The following is a 256-nucleotide window of genomic DNA, read 5'->3' on the forward strand; positions in this document are numbered from 1 at the left end:
CGCCAAAACCCGCGCCGACCGCCCCATGTCATATTCGATGCGCAGCATCTCCCGCGTGGTGAAGACGGCAGGTTCGCTCGCCTTTCCCGTTTCGGCATCGATCTGCTGCGGTTTCAGCATGATGAGATCGTCCGACGCCATCAGTCGCGCGCGGATATTGGCGAAGTCCGCGGGATCGTCGACAGTGCGATGCAGCGCCTTGGCGATATCGCGCTCATCGAAGGTGGAGCGTTCATTGCTCAACTGCTTCAGCAGA

General features: G+C 60.5%; 1 protein-coding gene. It reads right to left on the minus strand.

Features of this window, described 5'->3' with window-relative positions:
* Positions 1–256, minus strand: a 256-nt coding sequence (locus MOV76_RS39635) for a hypothetical protein (protein WP_247266648.1), incomplete at both ends; no start/stop codon positions are given.

It is taken from the genome of Rhizobium sp. PRIMUS64 (assembly GCF_023006465.1).
In the GTDB taxonomy this organism is placed as follows: domain Bacteria; phylum Pseudomonadota; class Alphaproteobacteria; order Rhizobiales; family Rhizobiaceae; genus Rhizobium; species Rhizobium leguminosarum.